The organism is Shewanella mesophila (assembly GCF_019457515.1).
Classification (GTDB): Bacteria; Pseudomonadota; Gammaproteobacteria; order Enterobacterales; family Shewanellaceae; genus Shewanella; species Shewanella mesophila.
Genome location: NZ_CP080421.1, coordinates 1,910,031 through 1,932,356 on the forward strand (window position 1 = coordinate 1,910,031; position 22,326 = coordinate 1,932,356).

At 44.8% G+C, this 22,326-nt stretch carries 16 protein-coding genes; 12 read left to right on the forward strand and 4 right to left on the reverse strand.

Annotated elements, in window-relative coordinates:
• Window positions 1-30 precede the first annotated feature (30 nt).
• Window positions 31-2,295, forward strand: coding sequence for a marine proteobacterial sortase target protein (locus K0I73_RS08325; protein WP_220064005.1), 2,265 nt, complete (start codon window positions 31-33; stop codon window positions 2,293-2,295).
• Window positions 2,292-2,954, forward strand: coding sequence for a class GN sortase (locus tag K0I73_RS08330; protein WP_220064006.1), 663 nt, complete (start codon window positions 2,292-2,294; stop codon window positions 2,952-2,954). Before K0I73_RS08325 ends, K0I73_RS08330 begins: the two co-directional genes overlap by 4 nt.
• Here K0I73_RS08330 and K0I73_RS08335 read toward each other — a convergent pair.
• From K0I73_RS08335 to K0I73_RS08350, 4 genes are all read right to left on the reverse strand, one after another.
• Window positions 2,925-3,944 carry a GGDEF domain-containing protein gene (locus K0I73_RS08335; RefSeq protein ID WP_220064007.1) on the reverse strand — a complete coding sequence of 340 codons (1,020 nt, stop codon included), beginning with the start codon at window positions 3,942-3,944 and terminating at the stop codon, window positions 2,925-2,927. The two genes, K0I73_RS08330 and K0I73_RS08335, sit on opposite strands and share 30 nt — an antisense overlap.
• Window positions 3,945-4,149: 205 nt before the next feature.
• On the reverse strand, window positions 4,150-6,774 hold the full coding sequence (locus K0I73_RS08340; RefSeq protein WP_220064008.1) for an MlaD family protein: 2,625 nt from the start codon (window positions 6,772-6,774) through the stop codon (window positions 4,150-4,152).
• Window positions 6,761-7,393 (reverse strand): paraquat-inducible protein A, encoded by a 633-nt coding sequence (locus K0I73_RS08345; protein WP_220064009.1) that lies wholly within the window; start codon window positions 7,391-7,393, stop codon window positions 6,761-6,763. The genes K0I73_RS08340 and K0I73_RS08345 overlap by 14 nt, the downstream gene beginning before the upstream one ends.
• Complete coding sequence (locus K0I73_RS08350) at window positions 7,380-8,012, reverse strand: paraquat-inducible protein A (RefSeq protein WP_220064010.1); 633 nt, start codon at window positions 8,010-8,012, stop codon at window positions 7,380-7,382. The genes K0I73_RS08345 and K0I73_RS08350 overlap by 14 nt, the downstream gene beginning before the upstream one ends.
• Before the next feature lie 248 nt (window positions 8,013-8,260).
• Here K0I73_RS08350 and K0I73_RS08355 point away from each other — a divergent pair, with 248 nt between their 5' ends.
• The 10 genes from K0I73_RS08355 (at window position 8,261) to K0I73_RS08400 (ending at window position 22,084) form a co-directional block, all read left to right on the forward strand.
• The gene (locus K0I73_RS08355; protein ID WP_220064011.1) at window positions 8,261-8,545 is read left to right on the forward strand and encodes a YebG family protein; all 285 of its coding nucleotides are present in this window, start codon (window positions 8,261-8,263) and stop codon (window positions 8,543-8,545) included.
• A gap of 19 nt (window positions 8,546-8,564) precedes the next feature.
• Window positions 8,565-9,023: a GAF domain-containing protein gene (locus K0I73_RS08360; RefSeq protein ID WP_220064012.1), complete on the forward strand. Its 459-nt coding sequence runs from the start codon at window positions 8,565-8,567 to the stop codon at window positions 9,021-9,023.
• Between the two features lie 281 nt (window positions 9,024-9,304).
• Window positions 9,305-9,946, forward strand: coding sequence for an RNA chaperone ProQ (gene proQ, locus K0I73_RS08365; protein WP_220064316.1), 642 nt, complete (start codon window positions 9,305-9,307; stop codon window positions 9,944-9,946).
• A gap of 30 nt (window positions 9,947-9,976) precedes the next feature.
• Window positions 9,977-12,022, forward strand: coding sequence for a carboxy terminal-processing peptidase (gene prc, locus K0I73_RS08370; RefSeq protein WP_220064013.1), 2,046 nt, complete (start codon window positions 9,977-9,979; stop codon window positions 12,020-12,022).
• A gap of 75 nt (window positions 12,023-12,097) precedes the next feature.
• The gene (gene pepN / locus K0I73_RS08375) at window positions 12,098-14,659 is read left to right on the forward strand and encodes an aminopeptidase N (protein WP_220064014.1); all 2,562 of its coding nucleotides are present in this window, start codon (window positions 12,098-12,100) and stop codon (window positions 14,657-14,659) included.
• A gap of 58 nt (window positions 14,660-14,717) precedes the next feature.
• Window positions 14,718-14,936, forward strand: coding sequence for a DUF2835 family protein (locus K0I73_RS08380; RefSeq protein WP_220064015.1), 219 nt, complete (start codon window positions 14,718-14,720; stop codon window positions 14,934-14,936).
• A 320-nt stretch (window positions 14,937-15,256) separates the two neighbouring features.
• On the forward strand, window positions 15,257-17,320 hold the full coding sequence (locus K0I73_RS08385) for a DUF1302 domain-containing protein (protein WP_220064016.1): 2,064 nt from the start codon (window positions 15,257-15,259) through the stop codon (window positions 17,318-17,320).
• An 18-nt stretch (window positions 17,321-17,338) separates the two neighbouring features.
• Window positions 17,339-18,703, forward strand: coding sequence for a DUF1329 domain-containing protein (locus tag K0I73_RS08390; RefSeq protein WP_220064017.1), 1,365 nt, complete (start codon window positions 17,339-17,341; stop codon window positions 18,701-18,703).
• Between the two features lie 57 nt (window positions 18,704-18,760).
• Window positions 18,761-19,768 (forward strand): WD40/YVTN/BNR-like repeat-containing protein, encoded by a 1,008-nt coding sequence (locus K0I73_RS08395; RefSeq protein ID WP_220064018.1) that lies wholly within the window; start codon window positions 18,761-18,763, stop codon window positions 19,766-19,768.
• Between the two features lie 12 nt (window positions 19,769-19,780).
• Complete coding sequence (locus tag K0I73_RS08400; RefSeq protein WP_220064019.1) at window positions 19,781-22,084, forward strand: efflux RND transporter permease subunit; 2,304 nt, start codon at window positions 19,781-19,783, stop codon at window positions 22,082-22,084.
• Window positions 22,085-22,326 lie beyond the last annotated feature (242 nt).

Consider the following 22,326-nt stretch of genomic DNA (forward strand, 5'->3'; position numbering starts at 1 on the left):
CTTAGCGATGTAGCAGTGAGGAATTTGCACATGGAAACCGTGTCTTATCGTTTAACCAACCTTTGCCCCCCGAGGGGGGCGTTTTTTCACCGTCTATTAAAACCAATAAGGTTAACAGTAACGAAAAGTCTGCTCGTGGTATTCACTCTGTTATCACCGTTTAGTGCATTGGCGATGACAGAAGATGAAACTCCTCTGGGTAGCGCACAATTAGTTTATAGCTATGCAGAGAGTGATGCAGATAGCGATACCAAAATCGGTAGCGCAGGGGATTCACGCGAGCGTTTTACGGCATTACCTGTAAACACCCAAGTTGAAATGCAGGTCTCGGGTTGGCTTAATCGAGTCAGGGTAAAACAGTATTTTCATAATGACAGTGAACATTGGCTAAATGGTACTTATCAGTTTCCTCTACCCCATGATGCGGCGGTTGATTCGATGACATTGCGCGTTGGTGAGCGGGTATTGGAAGGGGAGATAAAAACTAAGCTTGAAGCTAAAAAACAGTTTGAGGTGGCAAAAGCCGCTGGTCAAAAAGCCAGTTTGGTTGAACAACATAAGCCTAATCTGTTTTCTACTCAAGTGGCTAATTTGGCCCCAGGTGAGACCCTTGTCGTTGAGATTGCCTATCAACAGCTAGTCAACTACCAACAAGGAGAGTTTAGTTTACGGTTTCCTATGGCCATCACGCCTCGTTACTACCCACAAAATCAGTTCCCCATTGAGCCGCAAGCGCAGTTTGTGGCATCGCCTGCACCGTCTTTTGCTGATCCAATGTTAACCGCAAAGGGGACTAATGCTAGCGAGTCCAATAATGTGAGTTTACATATCGAGTTAAATGGAGGGATAGCGCTTAGCCATATCAAAACGCCTTATCATTTAATGCAGCAAACTGTCACTAACGGCGATGTGATTGAGCTTGAGTTGACCCAAGTGATAAAGCCAGAGCGAGACTTTGTATTGAGCTGGCAACCTATATTATCCGAGCTTCCTACCGCTGTTGCTTTTACTCAGCGGGGGAGAACTCATCAACCAGCGAGTCTTGGCACTAACACTGCGAACACAGATCCAAGTGATGATTCATTCCCAAACATCAATAATGACTTTGGTGCTAACCATGACTATGGCTTAGTGATGTTGATGCCTCCGCAAGACAGATCGCGCCACGGGATGGCTCGTGAACTGACCTTGGTTATCGATACGTCAGGCTCTATGAGTGGTGACTCAATTGTACAGGCAAAAAGTGCACTGTTACATGCGCTTGCGGGCTTAGGTGCTGATGACACGTTTAACATTATTGCCTTTGAATCAAAAATCAAGACTTTGTCGCCAAGGCCGCTAATTGCAACGGCTTCGAACTTAGGGCGCGCCAATCTGTTTGTCAGAGAACTCGTTGCCGATGGTGGCACAGAGATGGCACCAGCCTTCATGCGAGCATTGAGCGCCTCTCCATCGAACTCGTTAGATAATGCTAGTCGGTTAAAGCAAGTGGTGTTTATTACCGACGGTGCGATCGGCAATGAGGAGCAACTCTTTAGTCTAATAGCGGATCATTTAGGCGACAGTCGTTTATTTACCGTTGGTATCGGCGCTGCGCCTAATGGCTACTTTATGGAGCGAGCAGCGCAGGCGGGCCGAGGTACCTATACCTACATCGGCAAGCTTAATGAAGTTGATCAAAAGATAGCTGAGTTAATGGACAAAATTGAGCATCCCATAGTGAGTAATGTGGAGTTGAGGTTAGGGGATGGCAGTATCCCCGATTATTGGCCTGTAAATATTGGCGATCTCTATGCTCAAGAGCCTGTGATGGTCGCGGTAAAGCTGAAATCTTCACGCCATCAATCCCATAACGATGAGCTTATCGTTTCTGGCACCTTGGGCGGACAGTTTTGGCAAAGACGCTTAACCTTGCAACGCGATGCTAAGGCCAAAGGATTAGATCTGCTTTGGGCGCGAAAACAGATCGCTGCATTGTTGCTCAGTAAAAATGGCAGTAATAGCGACAGGATAAAGCGCCAAGTAACCCAGATCGCTCTGGATTATCACCTCGTTAGCCCATATACCAGTTTAGTTGCGGTCGATAAAACACCATCGCGTCCCAATGGTGAGGCGAGTGTGGATGCACATTCCAGTACGATATTACCATTAGCAGGCCCCGCCAGCTGGCCGCAAACGGGCAGCGAGAGTCGTCTGTATATGGCGATTGGTGGAATGTTACTGTTCTTAGTTGGCGCTTATTCATTGAGTTTTTCTGGCGTGTTGTTTCGAGGTCGTTTTGGTGTTCGGGCATGAAAGGGCTAACGAGCTTGGTTTCACGTCAACGAATGACATTACTTATCACCATTATCGCTTGTGCATTATTGTTTAAGGGAGGATATATGCAGGCAAAAGCCCATTTTGCTCAGTTTCTAATTGAGCAGGCGTGGAATGAAACCTTAAGCCATGGCGGCTCAAACAAACCATGGAGCTGGGCTGATACTTATCCTATTGCCAAGATGCAGTTTATGAACTCAAAAAACAGCGTAACGGGTGATGCGCTTTATATTCTTGCAGGCGCATCAGGCCGAAATTTGGCATTTGGCCCTGCAGCTATCATGTCAAATAGTCAGATGAATGCGTGGGGGAATACTGTGATTGCGGGCCATCGCGACACCCATTTTGCTCGGTTAAAAGGCATAAAGCCCGGTCAGTTGATCTCGCTTCAAGATAGTTCGGCTAGGGAGAGATTATATCGAGTCGATACGATAGCGATCCTTGCTGAAGATGATACCTATCTGATGGGTTTGCATGACGAATTGCAGCTTACATTAGTCACTTGCTATCCGTTTGAGAGCCTAGGTGCGCAAAGCCGCTGGCGCTTTGTTGTTGTGGCAAAGCCAATTGAAACCGAGGCGCTGGATAGCGCCGCGCCCGTTGCTTGGCTAGATCGGCATTACGCGATTTCGACCTAGGCGTTTAGCCTCGTAGAGAAATTTATCGGTACGTTCGAGCAATTGGCCAGCCGATTCATTTTTCTGCCATTCACATACGCCAAAAGATGCGCTTATGTTGTCGATTCGCTGATCTTTTCGGCGGTCTTTCAAGCTAACCTTCTCGAGTGAGCGACGCATCGCTTCGGCAAGGTGACGTGCCTTACGTTGATGACTATTAGGTACAAGAATGGCAAACTCTTCACCACCATAACGATAAATTTTGATGCCATCGCGACATGCCTCACTAAGGCGTTTCGCGACCGCTTTCAATACATTATCACCGAGCTGATGACCGTAGTTATCGTTAAATTGTTTGAAGTAATCTATGTCAGCCATGATAAGGCAGGTCCCTTCAGGTGCTTGGGACAATATGCCATCGAGTTCTTTGTCGAATGCTCGACGGTTAAGTACACCCGTTAATGCATCGTAGTAGACATCTTTCTCTGAGCGTTTCAGTTCGGCTCGCAACGCATCTATTTCGTTCTGGGCTTTCTCGAGGCGTCCAGTGAAATACTCGGTGCTTGAACGGATCTCTTCGGACTCTTTGACAAGACTGCGGATGAGTCCTAGCACCTTCTCTAAACTCAAACCCTCCTTTTCGATTTGATTCAGTTTATTAAAGTTATTGTCGACTTTTTGCTGGAATTGGGTCGCGTCATGGTTAGTATCTTTCAGAGACTGTGAAAGTTCGACTGTCATCGCCTCTAGATTTTGGCGCATATCCAGTACATCTATCTCAACGGGATCAGAGATATGTTCGCGGTAAAGTAGCTCGGCATTGACGGGGGGACATGTGTTGTATTGTGAGACTATGGTATCCATCTTTTCTACGAGTGCAGGGTGTTGTTCACCCACATAGGCGTACCACAATGCATAGTTTGTTGGCGTTGTTGGGATCTGATGTTTTAGCATTAGGGGTACGGCTTTTTTTAAGTTTTTTGCCGCGGTTTGCATCAACTCTTTCGACATAATTAGCTGTTTCCTAGATGAGCATAACGCGCCATCTATCAATTGAAATCGTTTACTAAGTGCTGATCTTAGCCAGTGTATCGACCATAGAGACTTATATACCAACCACATTAATAATAAGCGAGCTTATTTAATGTGATTGGCGTCTAGGTTAAAGCGTATCGGTTACTGCCAAGCATAGCGCGAGGAGATAGGCTTCTCCATATTAGTTGCTACTTTGTTGAGCTGGCGCCCACTCCGACCATTGCTGCTCTGTCTTCTGATGCAAGGTAAAGCGTTTGTCTGCGCTGATCTGATTGTCAGTTGAACTAATCTGTTCGGTCACGACGCCAATGCCACCTGCTAGAATATTTTCCAGAGAACCAGTTTCAATTTGAGCGCCAGAAAACAAGCCTACATCGACTTTTATGCCAGAAAGATCCCAGAACTGACTACTCTGATTGACCAGATGTTTATAGTTGGCATCAATTTGAGCCAATATGAGCACCTCAACACCATCGTCTGTGAGGCGATAATCTCTCACATCGCCGATCTTAATGCCGCGGAAAATAATCGGCGTGCCCACTTTAATTGAGCCGAGACTCGAGTCCACTAAGGTGATCGATAACGTATCTTGGGCGATTTGCACCGGCGCGTCAGTGGTGCCAATAAATTGAGTTATAGCGAGTGTGCTTACCCCAGGGAGGACTGCAACATAAGGCCCGGTAAGTAGTGTCTCTGCAGCAGTGATCCCTGAAAGGGATATCTGCGCGTCGACCAGGTAATACTGCGAATCTTCTCGGGTAAAAATGTTGGCATAATCGCCATAAAGATAAGCATCGAGGTGTAAACTGCTCAGGTCGGCATTGAGTTTTACTCTCTCGACTTCACCAATTTTATGACCCATATATCGGATAGGGGCATAGGCGGCAATTTTACTACTGGCAGGGAAAGTTAACTGAATGGGCTGAGCCTTTGCGAGTGCCAATGACTGTGAGCCGTAAAGGTGGTGTTGATCGCCTGTTTCTCCCTCTTTTAATAGCCCTAGGGAGACACTGCCTTTGAGCGCTCCTTCTAACGGAGCAACATCAACTTTGACGCCAGTTAAACTGGCGTCAATGGTCATCGCACCATTTCGCCAAAATACGGTGTTTGACTTGATTAAATTACGAAAGGCTTTGTCTATTCCTAAAACGATAGCAAAATTTTCGTCACTGGCATTCCAATCAAGGCTTAGCACTTTCCCTATCTGCATTTTTTTGTAATAGATGGGCGATTTTGGCGTTAAATCGGCGCCATCAGGACTCGACAGCGTGATCGTTAACATCTCACGCTGTTCAATGGTTTCTTTTGCTTGTTGCATTGAGGCAAATAATGACAGACCCGTGCCACTTGCGAGCCGTTGGGTGCTTTTGCTTCTTATTAAACTAATTGCACCTTTAGTCAAAGTCGTTAAATCTCGGGTGCTGACTGACACACCATCAAGCGAAGCCTCTATGGCTAACGCCGATTCCGGAATAAAGTAGCTGCCTTTGGTGATCAATGAGCGATATTCTGACCAAATCTCTATTTGGTATTGGATGCCACTATAGTCAGGTTTGAATTTAACGCCTGTCACTGTACCTATCGGCAGCTGTTTGAATCGTACCTCTGCGCCAGCTTTGATACCGGGGTTATCCTCGGCCGACAGCGTTAACTGCACTGGTTGAACGCGACTCTCAGGTGCCGTGTTAAGCAGTATATATTCCGATTTAGCTTCTCCGACGCCTGGAATGAAATTAATCACGCTGCCTGTCACTAGGCGTGAAGCGTGTTTTATGCCAGCAAGTGATATGTCTGCGCCTTCGACCCAAAACTGCGCCGTTCCGCTGAGTAAATCGGCATATTGGGTATCGATAGTGGCGTCGAAACGAACGCCTTTATCGAGTAGGTGGGTTTGATTAATCCGTCCTATCTCTATGCCTCTAAAGATAATACTCGCACCGGTTTGTATTGCATCTGCATTGTCTGCGAGCAAACTAAAGGATGCACCACCGAGTGCTGAATCGGCATCTTCATAAATAACGAACTTTTGATTAGCTGTGGCTTTTGTACCATTAGGGTCAGAAGAGAAGGTGACTCCTCCTGCGAGGATCGCCGCAAGACTTTCTGTTTTTACTTTTAGGCCTGAAAGTGAAGCATCGAGTGTTAATCCTGATACATTCCAAAAGGCGGAGTTTTGTTTAATCAAGTGCGCATATTGCTTCTGGATATAGGCATTAAACAGTATGCTGTCATCGTTGACGAGTCGGTAGCTGACGATTTTACCAACAGGGATCTGCCGATAAAAAACTTGTGAGCCTACATCCAGTGAGCCAAGGCTCTTGCTGGTCAGCTCAATCATAAGTCCATCGCTACCTGGTGCGACCGGCGGAGCCTGATCTTCGGCAACAAAATCACTTCGGTATTCACCATCCCCTGGTTGGATTGCAATGTAGTTACCAGAAAATAGCGCATCTAGACCCTCAACACCGGTAATAGAAGCTTTGGGCATCACTAACCAAAATTTGGTTTCATCACGCAGGAAAGGGGTTGAGCGATAATCCATAATAAGATCAACATAAACTCCTTGTAATGCATCATCGATACTAATGTCGACTACCTTACCAACGGTCAAGCCTTGGTAGCGGACTAAGGTCTTACCGACGTCGATTCCGGTTGCACTCGGGAAATGGATTCGAACTTCAACACCCGATTCGCGAATACTTTTAATACCAAGCCAAGCGCCTAATACGAGTGCGACAATAGGCAGTAACCATATAGGAGAGAAAAGCTTTTTCTTTACCACTTTAGGTGCTTCAAGTTCTGTCATCGTTCGATTCCAATCGGTCCCAGAGTAAACGTGTATCTAATACTTTCGCCGCTAGTTGAGTCAGTAATATGACTAATGCAAACGCTGTCGCTGCAGGCGCAGGCTTTGCGTCGAATAGCTGCCCCATATTGACGAGCGCAGCAGTGATGGAGATGACGAAAAGGTCTAACATCGACCAGCGGCCAATCCATTCTATGATATGAAAACCAGCCATTAATTTTCTTTTCGATATTGGCACTTCAAAACTAATCGCGAGCAAATAGATGCACAGGCCAATAATTTTTAACATCGGCACTAATATACTGGCAGTAAACAAGATAATAGCAATGGGTAAAAGATCTAATTGAATTAGGTGGTTAATACCACTGAATATGGTGTCTTTTCTCACTTGACCTTGGCTGGTCATAACGGTAATGGGATAGAGGTTAGCGGGAAACAACAATATGGCTGCTGTGATCAGTAATGCCCAACTTTTTTGTATACTGCTGTAATCTCGGCTGGTTACTTCTTGTCCACATCTTGGGCAGGTTTTATTCTGCGTCTGACACAAATTGGTACAAGTAGGGCAGCAGGTAAGCCCGAGGCGCTGCCCTTGAGCAGAGGTGTTACTTGTACTCATTAAGGACGCTCCACATATGTTCTATGTCATATTCTCTTTGTAAAAATATCACCACGATAAATAACATCGTAAAGCAAAAGGTACCAATGCCGAAGTAGAGGTCCGTATAGTCAGAGAGCTGAAACACAGAAACGAAGATACTGATCATATAAATTTCTAACATGCTCAGTTGGCTTATGAGGTTGTGTTGACACAAAAATCCCTTATAAATTTTACGAAAAAAGGGATTATGTAACTGATATTTTACGATAAGCACTTGCAGCAATACCGATAGGATCAGCAGGCCTGGTGCGATCACCGCCGCCGTTAATACCGCGATAGCCACCACCCAATATCCTTGGTCCGCCACCGACATGGCGCCGCCGAAGATGGTCGTGGTTCTTACACTGCCAAGAAAGTGAAGTTCGAGTACCGGGAAAAAATTAGCGGGAAAATACAGCGCAAGTGCCGCGAGACATAAAGCCAGCATACCGTTAATCGAACAATATGGGGTATCGTAGAGGTAGCTATTGCAGCGAGGGCATAAGGCTCGAACTCCGGAGGGGAGGGCGCGCTTTCTGACGACCAAATCGCAGGAACGACAAAGGACGATACTCTTATCTAACACGTCTCTATCCATAATGCGTATCGATATATTCCTATCATTGAGGGTCGTTATGAGAAAGACACTTTATTGATATAGACCAGTAATCTGTCGATGTTAACGTATTACTATGATGCTGTTGGACATAAATTTTATCGCCTTGGGCATACAGAGTCTAACTATTTATATAGCATAAGATTCTATCAGATAAATTTGAACACTTGCATAAGAACTTATAATTGTGAGATTCTACAACTGTATATAAAAACAGTGTGAGGGCAGGCATGGCAGTAATAACTAAATTTGTCGTTGTCAGAGAAGGGGTTGAGAAGATGACATTCACATCTAAGAAGGAGGCTGACGCCTACGATAAGATGCTCGATATCGCGGACAATCTTCTTCCTTTTATCGAGCAATCAGCTTTAGAGCTCGATGACAGCGCGACAGAGAAGCTTTGTTTCTATTTGGCTGAAAACAAAGATCAACTTATGGGCTTGTTAAAAGGTAGTGCAGCACCCAAAGCAGCGCCAACGAAAAAAGCGGCTAAAAAGCCAGAATCTAAAACGTAAAAATAGTTAGGATAATTTTATGACGTCTGTGTGTTACGACACCTTAGTGAGACAAACCGATGCGCTGTTTGCTGGAGAAGATAATCTAATTGCGGCTATGGCTAACTTTTCAGCATTGATTAATGATCACCTCGATGATCTCAATTGGGCTGGTTTTTATCTCGTCGAAGGCGAACAGTTAATTCTTGGCCCTTTTCAAGGGAAAGTCGCCTGCACGCGAATTCCAATGGGAAAGGGGGTTTGTGGCACGGCGGCGCTAACCAATACCACACAGCGAGTCGCAGATGTACATCAATTTGAAGGGCATATTGCCTGTGATTCGGCGAGTAACTCCGAAATTGTCATCCCGATGCGACGAAATGGCAAAGTTATAGCGGTATTAGATATTGATAGCCCCTCGTTATCAAGATTCGATGAAGCCGATCAAATTGGCCTAGAGTTAGTCCTTAAAAGCTTGGAAAATGCTTTATTTGCTTAAACTACAACCAATTTTGCGCAATTGATGGTCGCAATCGTCTCCGGCACGCTTATAATAGGCCGCTCGACGAACATAAAAATGCCCAGTAACATTTCATTAGTTGAAATGAATACTTGGCGTTTGTTAAATGTAATTGATAAGGTATGTTGGATTGTGCTGGAGAGATGGTTAGTATCCTTTAAAGAAATGGCCTCTTAACTTAAGTCTAACAAATATGAACGACACGCCTACCAACACTGTTTTGGTTTGGTGATAGTCCCTTTTAAACTGTGGAAGTAATGATGGAATCAACAGAAAAGTTGACCGACACCAACGCTATTCTTGCGTATTTATATGAAACATTTCCTTTGTGCTTTATTGCTGAAGGTGAAACTAAACCTCTTAAAATTGGATTGTTTCAAGACTTGGCTGACAGGTTAGCTGATGATTCTAAAGTCAGTAAAACTCAATTGAGAATTGCCTTACGTCGTTATACGAGTAGCTGGCGTTATCTTAAAGGTGTAAAAGCTGGCGCACAGCGTGTCGACCTTGACGGTAATGAGTGTGGTGAACTTGAGCAAGAGCATATCGACCATGCGCAAGCTACACTGAAAGATAGTCAAGAAAAAGCTAAGGCTAAACGTGTTGCAAAAGCGGCGGCCAGTAAAGGTGAAAACTCTGCGCCTAAGGCAGAGAAAAAACCATTTAAGAAACCTGCTCCGAAGCGCAAGCCTGTTGCGACAAAAACGGCTAAGCCAGAGACTGTCGTTGAAAATTTAGTACCAGCAGTGTTGACCGAGCTGAAACAAAATCAGCGCGTCAGTGTCAAACTAGGTAAATCACCCGTTGCGGGTGTGGTATTAGACATCAAAAAAGAAGATGTGCAAGTACAGTTAGATTCAGGATTGACCATTAAAGTTAAGATTGAACACATCCTGTTATAGCTGTCTCATAGTGAAAGGAGTAACTTGTTGATGCGAAAACTAACTCTGGCTGTCTCAATTGCCAGCATTTTTGTAGGATTCTCGGCTTGGGCATTGACGCCTACAATTCCATCGAGCGAGTTGCCCTCACTAACCCAAGAGCCACAACATAAAGTGGCGAGCAAGCGAGTGACAGGTCTGTTCACTCGCGCTCATTATCATAGATTTGATCTTGATGATGCCTTTTCCCAGCAGGTATTTGACCGTTATCTAAAACAGCTCGATTACCGTCGTAACGTGCTGTTGCAGAGCGATATTGACGGTTTTAAAGTTTATTCAACCCAATTTGATGACATGCTCAAAAGTGGTGATTTAACGGCGGCGTATAAGATGTTTGATCTTGTTCAGCAGCGCCGTTATGACCGTTTCGCTTACGCGCTATCTTTGCTCGATAAAGAGATCGACTTCACTGTTGCAGGCGATAGCTATCAATATGATCGCGATGATGCCGCTTGGCCAAAAGATGAAGCCGAGGTGAATGAGCTTTGGCGTCAACGGGTCAAATATGATGCGTTAAACCTTAAGTTGACGGGCAAAAATTGGGATGAAATAGTTAAGGTGCTTGAGAAGCGCTACAACAATGCCATCAAACGCTTGAGCCAAACTAAGAGCGAAGATGTGTTCCAGGGCGTGATGAATGCATTTTCTCGCACGGTAGAGCCCCATACAAGTTATCTCTCTCCTCGCAACGCTGAGCGTTTCCAAATGGAAATGAACCTCAGTCTTGAAGGCATTGGCGCTGTGTTGCAGATGGACGACGACTATACCGTGATTAAGAGTCTGGTTGCCGGTGGTCCCGCAGCAGGTAGCGAAAAGCTTGCGCCAGAAGATCGCATTGTCGGTGTTGGCCAAGAAGGCGAAGAGATCGTCGATGTCATTGGCTGGCGACTTGACGATGTTGTAGAGCTAATCAAAGGACCTAAAGGCAGTAAGGTTGTATTGCAGATTTTACCTAAGAAAGGGGGATCTTCAGCTAAGCCAACGAATGTGACCATAGTTCGAGATAAGATCCGTCTTGAAGACCGCGCAGCTACATCAGAAGTGATTGAACCTAAAACCGGAGATTATGCTGGACGTAAAGTCGGCGTGATCAAGGTGCCAGGTTTCTATATGAACCTTTCTCAAGATGTTTCAAAAGAGTTAGCAAAACTCAACGAAGCAAAAGTTGAAGGTGTCGTGATCGATCTTCGTGGTAATGGTGGCGGTGCATTAACTGAAGCGACACTACTAACGGGGTTATTTATCGAACAAGGCCCTGTGGTTCAAATTCGTGATGCTAATGGCAAGGTATCTCAAAACAGAGATAATGATGGCCGAGTATCTTATGCTGGTCCATTAACGGTAATGGTTGACCGTTATAGTGCGTCTGCTTCTGAGATCTTCGCTGCAGCTCTTCAGGATTATGACCGTGCCCTTATCGTCGGTGAATCGACTTTCGGTAAAGGAACGGTCCAGCAGCACAAGAGTTTAGGTCGAATCTACGATATGTATGATAAGCCTATCGGACATGTGCAATATACTATTGCAAAGTTTTACCGTATTAACGGTGGCAGCACTCAGCTTAAAGGGGTTACCCCAGATATTCCATTCCCAAGTGCGCTTGAACCTGGTGAATATGGTGAAGCTGAAGAAGATAACGCATTGCCGTGGGACAAAGTACCTGTTGCACAATATGGCACTTTAGGTGATATCAATCCAAACTTAATCACGAATTTGGATAAACGTCATCAACAGCGTGTCAAAAAAGACGTTGAGTTTGGTTATATCTATCAAGATATTGCTGAATTTAAGAAGAGCCATAAAGAAAAAAGTGTCTCTTTAGTTGAGAAAGAGCGTATTGAAGAACGCGAGACAAATGACGATAAGCAGTTGGCACGTTTAAATGAGCGCCGCGCTGTCGATGGTTTAGCACCTTTGGCTACGCTCGATGGTGCAGAAGTTGACGCTAAAGCACCAGATGCTTTCTTAGATGAAACGGTCTATATCACCCTTGATATGGTAGATATGGACAAAATGGCCAAGACTCAGGTTAATTAAGCCAATATAAGTCATCAAAAAACGCGCTATTGGCGCGTTTTTTTTATCAAATTTACACAGATAAGAGGAACTGTGATGACACAAGTTCAAGCGAAATTCTTAAAAGACTACAGAAGTCCTGATTACACGATTACTCATGTTGCCCTTGACTTTTCCCTAGCGGGTTCAAGCACTAAAGTTACTGCAACTAGCAAAGTTCGCCGGCTTAATGAGAGTGCATCCACTTTAGTGTTAGATGGTGACGACCTTAATCTTGAGTCGCTCACCGTCAATGGCGAGGCTTATCAATATGATATTAAGGCGGGACAGTTGATCCTTAACGAGCTCGATGAAGAGTTTGAACTTTGTATCGTTACTTTGCTCGACCCTGAAGCTAATCTTGCGTTAGAAGGTCTGTATATGTCTGATGGTGCTTATTGCACCCAATGTGAGGCAGAGGGATTTAGACGCATCACTTATTTTCTCGATAGGCCAGATGTGCTTGCCACCTATGACGTACGTGTTGAAGCTGATAAAGCGGCATTTCCCTATCTATTAAGTAACGGCAACAAAATTGATGCCGGTGAACTTGAAAATGGCCGTCACTTTGTCTGTTGGCAAGATCCATTTCCAAAGCCTGCTTATCTATTTGCGTTAGTTGCGGGGGATTTTGACCTGCTCAGTGATAGCTTTACGACTAAAAGTGGTCGAGACGTTGCCTTGCAAGTATTTGTCGATAAGGGGAATTTACATAAGGCGGACCATGCGATGGCCTCGCTGAAGAAGTCGATGCTTTGGGATGAGCAACGTTTCAATCTAGAATATGATCTCGACATCTATATGATTGTCGCCGTTGATTTTTTCAATATGGGCGCGATGGAAAATAAAGGCCTAAATGTATTTAATACTAAATTCGTGTTAGCCGATACCGCATCTGCAACTGACGATGACTATCATGGTATTGAATCCGTTGTTGGTCACGAGTACTTCCATAACTGGACGGGTAACCGTGTTACCTGTCGTGATTGGTTCCAATTGAGCTTAAAAGAGGGCTTGACTGTATTTCGCGATCAGGAGTTCAGTTCAGATGTTGGTTCGCGGGCGGTTAATCGCATTCACGCCATCAAAGTAATTAAAAATCAACAATTCGCCGAAGATAGCGGTCCTATGGCGCATGCAATTCGTCCTGAGTCAGTTATCGAAATGAATAATTTCTATACGGTCACCGTCTATAACAAAGGTGCTGAAGTTATTCGTATGATGCACACCTTATTGGGCGAGGCGGGTTTCCAAGCCGGTATGAAATGTTATTTTGAGCGCCATGATGGTCAAGCGGTTACCTGTGATGATTTTGTCGCGGCGATGGAGGATGCCAGTGGCGTCGATCTGACTCAGTTTAGACGCTGGTATAGTCAATCGGGTACGCCGCAGGTGACGGTAGAGGAAGAGTATAACCATACGCTTAACCAGTATCGCCTGCATATCTCCCAGCATACCGCACCAACGGCAGAGCAGGCCGATAAATTACCACTGCATATCCCATTTGATATTGAGCTACTCAGCGCTGACGGTCAACCATTACTCAGTCGCGTGCTGGATGTGACTAAAGATAAGCAAACCTTTGTATTTGATGGCATCCAAACCAAGCCTATCCCCTCGTTATTGCAGAATTTCTCAGCACCGGTAAAGCTTGTCTTCGAACATACTATTGAGCAGCTAATTCACCTCATTCGTTTTGCAACGAGCGAGGTCGCTAAATGGGAAGCGTCTGTTGCTTTGTTCAGTCAAGCTGTGTGGCAAAACGTTGGTTATCTGCGTGCTAATACTGCAATGCATATCGATAGTCGTTTAACTGATGCAATAAGGGGATTATTACTAGACGAATCTCTAGATCGAGCATTATTGGCGGAGATCCTTAATTTCCCTAACGTGGCAACCCTGATAGAGCAAGAAAATGATGTCGATCTTGATGCATTGATCACCGCTCGTGCCTTTGTGGTGGAAGAGATTGCCAGTGGCTGTGAAGATGAATTGACAGCGCGCTATAGGGAGCTAGTGCAGATAGATAATGCAGGTGCTAGGGCGCTGAAAAACGTGTCATTGCAACTGCTGTTAAAGCTGTCCGATCAGTATCAAGTCTATGCTAAGACTCAGTACGATAGTGCAACCAATATGACCGATAGTTTGGGAGCTTTGTCTGCGCTCAATGGTGAAGAGGGCGAGTTAAGACAAACGCTGCTAGATGACTTTCAACAACGCTGGCTGGACACTCCTTTGGTGATGGATAAGTGGTTAACGCTACAAGCGACATGCCCTGGAGAGGAGCGCATTAACGCGATAATGGCGTTGACAGAGCATCCTGCATTTAGCTTCTCTAATCCAAATCGTGTCCGTTCACTATTTGGCGCATTCTCAGCGGCAAATACTGAAGTTTTCCATCGCGATGATGGTGCCGGGTATAAGCTTTTGACCGATGTGATTATTAAGCTCAACACCCTGAATCCGCAAGTTGCCGCGCGGATAATCACGCCCTTGATCCAGTTTAAAAAGTTCGATAAATCGAGACAAGAATTGATGAAAGCGTCTCTTGAGTCTATTTTAAGTTTACCCAATTTATCGAAAGACCTTTATGAAAAAGTCACTAAGGCGTTAGCTTAAATTCAACACGGCGAGGTAAGTTTTACCTCGCCGTTACTCTCTATATGTTGATGATACTATGGTTTATTTATTTTCTGTTTCTATAAATTATCGTGATTTTTTAGATTATTACCAAGGGTATGTAGATAAAGTTGAAGTCAAAGAAACTGGTGGTAAAACCCTATGGATCCATGCTAGGCATTTTAGACCCTTTTTAACACCATCTGGATTATCCGGTCACTTTAGGTTGGAGTTAGACAGTAATGGTCATTTTCATTCACTGACTCGGACATCCTAATTAGAGTTAATGCTCCAAACAGGTGATTGCATTTTTGATCACCGCATCCATTTCTACGAAAAAATATAATCACCTGTTTATTATTGCTTTTTTACATCACATTATCTTAGGTTAATTGATTGTTGAGATTGGTTTCAATCAAGCGTTTGAAAATATTGTGTTGTTATGGCTTAAGTGTACAAATCTCAAGGTAATTTTCTCTCTTTTCATCTTGCTCATCGATGGTAAATGCTGTAACAATGGTGTTACCTGTACGCTAACAAGATGTTGGCCATCATTCCTATAACAAAGAATCCAGCAGGTTACGGAGAAGAGCTAAAATGAAAAACCTAAAAAAGGGCTTTAATAAGTCAACGCTTGCTTTGGGGATCGTCGCAGCGTTGAGCATTGGGACGGCACCTACCGCTACCGCGGTGTCGTTTGATTGGGGAGAAGTAGAAGGTTCGTTCGATTCGACATGGAGTGCTGGCGCAAGTTGGCGGGTTGAAGAGCGCAACTGGGATGACAACATAGGTAAAGTTAATCACCCTCGCTTTGACTGGTCTAATTATTCTGCGTTTAACAATACTAAATATACCTCTGCTGAGATTTGGGCTCAGTCTGGTTCTTATTCTAGTAACGGTGACTTGAGTAATATGTTGTATTCTCAGGGAGACGTCACCTCTATGGTGTTTAAAGGGCTGCATGAGTTGTCCTTGAAATATAAGAATTACGGTTTATTTGCTCGTGGGATGTATTTTTATGATCAAAAAGCCAATAACGGTAGCTATGGATATAGCGATCCTATTACTGGTAAAGAGTATGACCCGTGCGCCGACTCAGAAGCGTCAAAAGTTCAATGTAAAGATGTCAGATTACTCGATGCCTTTATTTATGGTGACTTCGATTTCAACGATGGCGCTAACCCGTTAACGGTTCGTGTCGGTAACCAAGTGGTTTCATGGGGTGAGAGTACGCTGATTCCCCATGGTATTGGCGTTATTAACCCAGTTGACTTGAATATTCTAAATGCACCTGGTGCTGAGTTAAAAGAAGCGTTTAGACCCCAAGGTATGGTTTGGGCGTCATTGGGTGTGACAGACGGTTTGTCTGTTGAAGCTTTCTACCAATATGACTGGGAACCAGTTTGGGTGCCAACACCTGGTTCGTACTTCTCCTCTAATGACTTCGCTGGTTATGGTGGATATGCTCAAAATGCACAGTTAGGTTTCAATGCTAACCCTGATATGAATCTGGATTTCCTCATTTCAGAATATCAAAACCTTGCGGCTATGGTGGCTTCTGGTCAGTATGATGCGGGAACCTTGGGCGCATTGGCATTGGCTTATCCTACAAAAGCAACGCTGATTCAAGATCAGGCAAGTGCCAGCAATTCAGGCCAATACGGTATTAAGCTCGGTTACTATGCACCAGAGTTAGGTGAAACTGAGTTTGGTTTGTATTACATGAATTACCACAGCCGTCGTCCATTGATCAGTGGTACTACAGCTAACTTTACCGCCGAAGCGATCGGTCGTGACCTTGCTCAGCTTGGGGTGATAGGTGCTACGGGTGGAATGGTTGACCGTGACACAATTCTGGGCTTAGAGACCTTCTCAAAAGCACAGATCGTTTATCCTGAAGATATTCAGCTCTACGGTTTCAGTTTTAATACCTTAATCGGTGATACCTCTGTTGCAGGTGAAATCGCTCATCGCCTTGATGAACCATTACAAATTGATGATGTGGAATTGTTGTTTGCGGCTATGCCACAGCAATTGGCAAATGTCGATCCTAATCTTCCGCACTATAGAGCCGATCTCGATGGGATTTCGCAGGTCCAAAATTATGGTCCAGGCGAATATGCAGAAGGTTTCATTCGTTTAGATACCACTCAGGCTCAGGTGACATTTACCCATCTTTTTGGCCCGACATTAGGCATGAGTAATTTGGTGATGCTAGCGGAAGTCGGTGGTGTATGGATCCATGATATGCCTGGCTTTGATGAACTTAGACTTAATGGCCCTGGTACCGCACGTTCTGGCGGTAACCCAGATATGCCAGGCATTATTGAGGCCGTTCATAATGGTCCGGAAACTAACCCGTTCCCAACCGATTTTGCTTGGGGTTATCGTTTGGTGGCTAAGGCTGATTACAACAACTTATTTGCCGGAGTGAACATGTCTCCGCGCATTATTTTCTCTCACGACGTAGAGGGTATCACGCCCGATCCTATGTTCCTGTTTACCGAGGGGAAAAAGTCTGTCGCGATAGGTGTTAATTTTGATTATCAGAGTCGTTGGGGAGCCGATTTCTCCTATAACTCGTTCTTTGGTGGTGTAGGTACGACTAATCAGATGGCTGATCGAGATTACGTGTCATTTAACATCAAGTATTCAATCTAACTCACAAGGACAATAATAATGAAAAGATTAACTATATTGTCGGCGGCTGTGATCGTTGCATTAAGCGCGACATCTTCATTTGCTAAGGTTTCAGAGGCCGATGCCGCTAAACTTGGAACGACATTAACGCCATTGGGCGGAGAGAAAGCGGCTAACGCAGACGGTTCGATTCCAGCTTGGAATGGTGGCATCACCAGTGCACCAGCGGGTTATACCAAGGGCATGCATCATCCTGATCCGTTTGCTGCTGACAAGATTGAATTTACTATCTCGAATGCAAATAAAGATCAGTACAAAGAGAATCTCACTGACGGCCAACGTAAGCTTTTCGAGCTTTATCCCGATACTTACAAAATGAATGTGTACCAGACGCGCAGAACTGCCGCAGTGCCTCAGTTTGTTTATGATGCGACTAAGGCTAATGCATCTCGTGCGGAGCTTATTGCAGATGGTAACGGTATTTCAGGTGCGTCTATCGGTGTGCCATTTCCTATCCCTCAAAATGGTTTAGAGGCCATTTGGAACCATATTCTACGTTTCCGTGGTGTAGATGTTGAGACCTCTCGTAGTCAGGCCGCGCCTACAGCTTCAGGTGGTTATACACTGGTTGAAACTGCTGAAGAGATCCGCTTTGAATATTCTCGTCCAGAGATGACGTTGGATAAGTTAAAAGAAAGCAATACGTTGTTCTACTTTAAGCAAGTGGTGACGCAGCCAGCTCGTTTGGCGGGTACCGCACTACTAGTTAAAGAGACCATGGATCAGGAGGCTTTGCCTCGTCAAGCTTGGACTTACAACACAGGACAGCGCCGCGTACGTAAAGCGCCTAATGTTGCATTTGACACGCCAGGTACAGTATCAGATGGTCTTCGCACTACAGATGACTTTGATATGTTCAATGGATCGCCTGTACGCTATAACTGGGAGCTGTTAGGTAAGAAAGAGATCTACATTCCTTACAACGATTACAAGTTGCATTCAGATAAGCTTAAATATGATCAGATTTTAACTCCTGGCCATATTAATCCTGAGCACGTCCGTTGGGAGAAGCATCGTGTTTGGGTTGTAAAAGCCCAGCTGAAAGAAGGTATGCGTCATATCTATAAGACTCGTGTTTTTTATATCGATGAAGACTCTTGGCAGGTGTCATTGACTGATATCTATGATAACCGCGATGAGCTATATCGTGTCGCAGTCGCTCATGCGATTAACTACTATGAAGTGCCTACACATTGGACGACGTTAGAAGTGATTCATGATCTACAGTCGCGTCGATACTTAGCTATGGGACTTGATAACGAAGGCAGAATGTACAATTTTGATGCAAGCTTGAGTGAAGCTAATTTCACCCCAGCGGCATTGCGTCGTGCAGGTATTCGTTAATCATCGTTTGGATAGGGGTGGCTATCGCTGCCCCTCGTCTTATAAAAGGAAGTTTGTATGTCGTTTAGCATGCTTCGACTGATCTCGTTTTCTCTTCTTATTTTTTTGAGTGTTATCCCTGTTTATGCCGACGAGGGTCAAAGTGAATTACAACCGTTAGCCACTCAATCGATCGTGCTTGATATGGTCGTCAAAGGACAAACCGCGATAGCCGTTGGTGAACGTGGACATCTGTTTAGATTCGATAATGGTTGGCAACAAAGGCCTTCGCCTACCAATGCTCATTTGACTAAAGCAACGCTGCTCACGGATCAATTAGGTTGGGCTGTTGGTCATGATGCCACCATTGTACATACTCAAGATGGTGGACAAACGTGGCAAGTACAGATGACTTCGCCTGAAATTGAAAAACCCTTGATGGATATTTTATTTTTCGATACCCAGCAGGGAATTGCCATTGGCGCTTATGGTTTGTTTTATCGCACCCTTGATGGTGGTAAAAACTGGCAACAAGAGTTCCATAGTGAGTTATTGTTTGAGGAAGACAATGCTTATCTTGAGGAGTTAAAGGCCGAAGACGAAGCTATGTATCTTAGTGAACGTAGTACTTTGCTGCCGCATTTTAATCGCGTTGTTCAAATTGATGATCAGCGACTTCTTATGGTCGGTGAGTTAGGTTTGGCGGCGGAGTCTACAGATCTCGGTGTCACGTGGCAGCGTATCGATTTTCCTTATGAAGGCTCTTTATTCAATGTGTTAATCGCTGAGCAGGGCACCTATGTAATGGGCTTGAGGGGGCACCTGTTTAAGAGTCAAGATGGGATAGAATCTTGGCAAGAGATCTCTTTGCCAATTAATTCGACATTAAATGGCGGCCTAGTTTTGGATAAGCATACCGTTAGATTAGTCGGTAATGCAGGTATTGTTATCGACGTAGACAGTGATGATTCGGTTAAAATGATAGAGCAGCGTCAGGGGGAAAACTTAGTAACGATCAGTATGGATACTGAAGGTAAACAATGGGTTGCGGGTACAAAAGGTTTCGTTGAGTTAAAACAAAAATAATAAGGCCCAGACATGTTAGATAAATTAGTTAATGGATTAGAGTCGTTCCTGTTTAGGCAACGCGGATACGTGATTTTTGCGTTTGTGCTGGCAACCCTGTTTTTAGGATTTCAAGCCAGCCACCTTAAGATGGATGCGGCATTTGTTAAGAATATTCCACTGAATCACAGCTATATGCAGACCTATTTGAAACATCAAAAACAGTTTGGTGGAGCAAATAGCATTATGGTTGCGGTCGAAGATACTAGTGGCAATATTTTTAATGCTAACTTTTTCGATACCTTAAAACAGGTTCATGATCAGCTGTTTTTTATTCCTGGTGTCGATAGGGCGCAAGTCAAATCGCTTTATTCACCGTCGACACGCTTTACCGAAGTGGTTGAAGATGGCTTTGCTGGCGGCCCGGTTATTCCCGCCAACTTTTCAACGACATCAGAGGGACTGGAGGTTGTTCGAAGTAATATTGAAAAGGCCGGTATTGTTGGCCGCCTGATCGCAGAAGATTATTCTGCGGCAATGGTTACCGCGCAGCTAATGGACTTTGATCCGCAAACGGGTGAGCCGCTTGACACGCTCGCGTTTGCGGAACAACTAGAACATGAGCTGCGTGGGCAGTATGAAAATGAACATATTAAGGTTCATATCATAGGTTTCGCTAAGATGGCCGGTGATGTTGCCGAAGGCGCAAAAGGAGTGGTGCTGTTTTTCCTTATCGCGATTCTTGTCACTGCGGTGATGGTGTACCTATTTTCAAAGTCGGTGAAATTAACCCTGTTGCCCTTAGCTTGTAGCTTAGTGGCTGTGGTGTGGCAATTGGGCTTGTTGACTGTAGTTGGCTTTGGTTTAGATCCTATGTCTATTCTGATCCCATTTTTAGTCTTTGCGATAGGTGTAAGTCATAGCGTGCAGATGATTAATGCTGTGCGCCGCCGAGTCAGTGAAGGCGAAACGACCAAAGCGGCAGCGGCATTGGCTTTTCGAAGCCTGTTGATCCCAGGTGGAATAGCCTTGTTATCAGATACCGTTGGCTTTATGACCTTACTTGCCATCGACATCGGTATTATTCGTGAATTGGCGATTTCGGCATCTTTGGGCGTCGCGGTCATTATCCTGACCAATTTGATTCTGTTGCCACTGCTGATCTCCTACATTGAAGTAAAACCTCTTGAAGTCAAGGCTGACAACAAGATTGATAAGCTATGGTTACGCTTATCCTATTTTGCAACACCTAAATATGCTGCGGTTGTTCTTGTCTTAACGGTATTGCTTTACAGCGTAGGTTTGCAGCAAGCTAATGAGATGAAGATAGGTGACCTTCAAGGGGGCGCGCCTGCATTGCATGTTGATAGTCGCTACAACTTGGATACTTTTTACATCACAGATAATTTCTCGATTACCACAGATGTAATGACGGTGATTGTCGAGGCATTCCCTGAGGCGTGTACTTATCACGATGCATTAATGCAAATCGATGAGTTTGAGTGGTTAGTTGCCAATACGCCTGGGGTTGAGTCAACGGCGAGTCTAGCGTCGATAGCCAAGCGAGTTAATGCCGGATTTAACGAGGGTAACCCTAAATGGCAAGTGTTGCCTCGTACCACGGCAAGCCTAGTGCAGGCAGTTGGGCAAATACCCACGACGTCGGGTTTGCTTAATGGTGATTGCTCTGTGATGCCCGTTTATCTCTTTTTGAAAGATCATAAGGCGGAAACCATTGAGGTCGTTATCGACAAAGTCAAAGCTTTGGCTGCGAAAATGGATAATGACAAGTTGAGCTTTAAATTGGCCTCAGGACCCGTTGGAGTGATGGCGGCGACGAATGAAGCCGTCGCTGAGGCTCAGCTACCTATGATGCTTTATGTATACGGCGCCGTGTTTGTGTTATGCCTTATTAGTTTCCGCTCACTGCGCGCCACTGTAGCGGTTATCTTACCGCTTTATGTGGTATCGACACTGGCGCAAGCGCTGATGACTCAGCTCGATATTGGTCTGGCGGTGAGTACCTTACCAGTGATTGCACTCGGTGTTGGCATTGGCGTCGATTATGGGATTTACATCTTGTCGACGATGGCCGTTAAGCTTCGAGATGGGATGCCAGTACAGAAGGCGTATCATCAAGCGCTAGTCGAGCGCGGCAGCGCGGTGATCTTTACTGGGTTAACCTTGGCTATCGGTGTCAGTACCTGGTTCTTTTCTGCTCTTAAGTTCCAAATGGACATGGGGATTTTGCTCACCTTTATGTTTTTGGTAAATATGTTGGGGGCAATAATTATTTTGCCTGCGATAGGGGCCATTTTTTGGCGAAACCCTAAGTAGCAATGAATTAGGAGAGCATGAGCTCTCCTTTTTTATGCATAAAAACGCTATCAGAGCGATTGTTTTTTCATCTAGTGCGAAATAATGGCGTAATAACTGACGTTGAGGAGGATCTACCACTAAAATACTTCTCGAAATATGGCACATTTAGTAATAGACTTCCCGCATGACCTAGGTCACACATTTTGGCCGGTTATATGCTCAAGCATCCAAAAAATTACAAAAAGCGCTGCCATAGACCC